General features: G+C 75.4%; 1 protein-coding gene and 1 pseudogene. Both read right to left on the bottom strand.

Features of this window, described 5'->3' with window-relative positions; translation table 11 throughout:
* Positions 1-915 (bottom strand): annotated as a pseudogene (locus BGM09_RS29295) (ABC transporter permease); the annotation flags it as partial.
* 127 nt (positions 916-1,042) lie between these two features.
* Positions 1,043-2,942, bottom strand: a 1,900-nt coding sequence (locus BGM09_RS29290; protein ID WP_188284736.1) for an ABC transporter permease, incomplete at its 5' end; no start/stop codon positions are given.

Below are 2,942 nucleotides of genomic sequence, written 5' to 3'. Positions count from 1 at the left end.
GAGCCGGATGTCGGGGTCGGTGGCCTGCCGCAGGGCCACCGAGTCGGGCCCCGCGCTGAAGGACGCCAACTGCCGTTGCAGCGCGGGCACATCGTGCGCGGCCAGGCCGCCGGTGACCAGCGGGTGGTGCCAGTAGCGGGTCACCAGCGTGCCCAGCAGCGGCATCGAGTGCGCGGCCGTACGGTCGACGAGCAGCGAGAAGTGCCAGTACGTCCTGGGCTCGCTGCCCGGCGGGGTCGGCGGCGCGGACAGCTGCGGGGTCAGCAGGTCGGTGTTCTCGGTCCAGAAATCGTCGGCCGGGTCGCGGGGCGCGACGATGCCCGAGATCCGGACGGTCAGCGCGGTCGCGGTGCGGCCGCGCAGGTGCACGGTCTGACCGACCTTGAGACGCATGACCTCGGCGGTCCGTACGGTGACGGCGGCCTCGATCGACAGCGGTGCCGGAACGCCCCCGTTCGGCGCGGGAGTCGGCAGCCGTCCGGCGACCAGGCGCCCGTGCCCGGCCAGTCCCGCCTGCGCCACCAGGCCGGCGGCCGGGAAGAGTTCGGAGGTACGGGGCAGCCCGTGGTCGGGCACCGGCGCCTCGGAGGCGCGCACCCCGATGACGGACTGGTCCTTCCGCAGCCGCAGCGGCGGCTTCGCCATCTCCTGGAAGACCTTCTCCACGTGGTCGACGGCGGTGGGGTCCAGCAGTTCGGTCGTCGTGAACTCGGGCCTGTAGAGGCCGGTCAGGCTGACACCGCGGTCGAGCGGCGCCGCGTCCCGGACGGCCTGCCGCAGCGCGGTGTCCTCGTAGCGGTCCACCGCGCGGGGGAGCGCCGCGGCGAGGAAGGCGGTGACCAGCACCAGGACGGCGGTCGCGAGCGCGGCGGCGGGCGCGGACCGCAGCCTGACCCGTACCCAGGAGGTGTCCACGCGCGCGCCACCGTCAGGACCGGGCACCGGCGTTCCATCAGATGCCCGGTCCGGTGCCGTTTCCGAAGAACCCTCCGCAGAGCCCCCCGAAGTACCCCCGCCGCCAACCGAGTTGTGGTCCGGCATCTCAGTCCTCCCCCTGCCGCCGCAGCGCCGCCGCCGGATCGCCGCGGCGCACCGCGGTGGCGAGGACGACGACCAGCGGCGCGGTCAGGACGATGCCCAGCAGTCCGGCCAGCGGCCCCGCGGGCATCTCGACGAGCAGACCGGGGACGGGCCGGACGGCCTGCGAAGTGAGCACGACCAGCGGGGTGATCAGCCGGGTCAGCAGCGCGCCCAGCACCACGCCCACGACGAGCGAGATCAGCACGAGCGTCCCCTGTTCGGCGGCGATCATCCGGGCCAACTGGCGGCGTGGAGTACCCAGGGCGCGCAGCACCGCGAATTCACCGTTGCGCTCCCTGATCGCGCCGACCGCGCTGACCGCGAAGCCGACCGCGGCCAGTACGGCGGCGGCGACCACGGCGGCGGGCAGCGCCGACTGCGGTCCCGCGCCCAGCGGATCGGCCCGCAGATCCGCCGCGGTCTCGTCCCGTACGAGCACCACGTCGACGTCGGTACGGGCGCGCAACGCGGCGGCGACCCGCGCGGTCGTGCCGGGCCCGGTGGCCAGCCACCATTCGGTGGGCTCCATGGAACGCGCGTCCTGCGACTCCAACAGCCGGTTGACGGACCGGAGATCGAGCAGCAGCGCACCCGCGTCCAGGTCCTGACGGCTCTGCGTGTCCCGCGCACCGTCCGCGGCGCTCCGGTCCGCCGTGCCGGGGATCGCGCGCACGGCGGCCGTGACGCGGGCGACGATGTCCACACCGTTGAGCTGGAGCCGCACGGTGCCGCCGACCTTCGCGCCGACCGCCTTGAGGTACGAGTCGGTGGCGACGGCCGGGAGTTCGGGCGGCACCAGCGACTCGACGCGGGTGCGTACGGTGACGGTCGGCGGCGCCTGCCAGCCGTTCGGGACCACCTGCGTGGAACCGGTGGCGTACTCCAGGCCGAGCAGCGCGGTGCCGCCCAGCACGGGCGGTCCGGCGGACGGCCGCACCGCACCGAGATCGCCCGCCAGGCTCGGGTCGTCGAAGTCCGCCTGCGCGTCCCACGCATCGGCGCCCCGCGCCGTACCGGCGCCTGGCGCGCTCAGCGCCTCACCGCTGCCGTCCGGCCCGACCACCCGCGCGGAGGAGACCGTCAGTTGGTGCGTCTCGTTCACGCCCGGCAGTGAGAAGGCGGTGTCGATCCGCGTCAGCCGCAGCGGTCCCGCCGGCCCGCCGCCCGCCGTGCCCGCCGCGGACGCCAGGTCCAGGGTGAGGCGGTGCGGGGCGCCGTCCGGCGGCAGATCGCCCAGTTCGAATTCGTACACCACACCCGTGGCGTCCGTCAGCGCGGCGGTCAGGCGGTCGGGACCGTCGGCGGACGCGATCCGGCGGCCGTGCCTGTCCACCGCCCGCAGCGACGCGGTGAACTCCACCCGGCGCGCGTCACCGGGGACGCCGAACCCACCCGAATCCCCGCTACTCCCGGCGGCCCCGCCCTTCCCGCCCGCCCCCAGCGGCGCGAGCAGCTCGGCGACCGGCCGCCCCGCCGTGAGGTCGGAGCGGAACCGCATCGCCCTGCCCGCCTGCTGGGTGTCGATGGCCAGGACCGTCGCGTGGCGCTGCTGGGTCAGCAGGACCTCGTCGCGGGCCGCGGGGGCCACCGCGGTGATGCCCGGCACCTTCGCGTAGATCCCGGCCTGCCCGAACGGCGGGGTCGTCATCCCGGTGACCCTGATGTCGGAGCCGACGGTGAAGTCCGCCTGGTCGCGCTGTGAACGGTCCCAGCTCGCGCCCTGCCCGATCGCGAACATCCCCATCGCCACGGCCAGCACCAGCAGCAGCACCGCGCTCGCGCCGCGCCGCGGACGGCGGGCGAACTGCCAGCCCGCCAGGGCCGGAGCGAGCCCGCGACCACGCGCCGCCCGCCGCTCACCG

The sequence above is a fragment of the Streptomyces sp. CBMA29 genome, assembly GCF_014596445.1.
In the GTDB taxonomy this organism is placed as follows: Bacteria; Actinomycetota; Actinomycetes; order Streptomycetales; family Streptomycetaceae; genus Actinacidiphila.
Note: the sequence above shows the minus strand (reverse complement) of the source record. Positions and strands in the feature narration are given on the sequence as shown.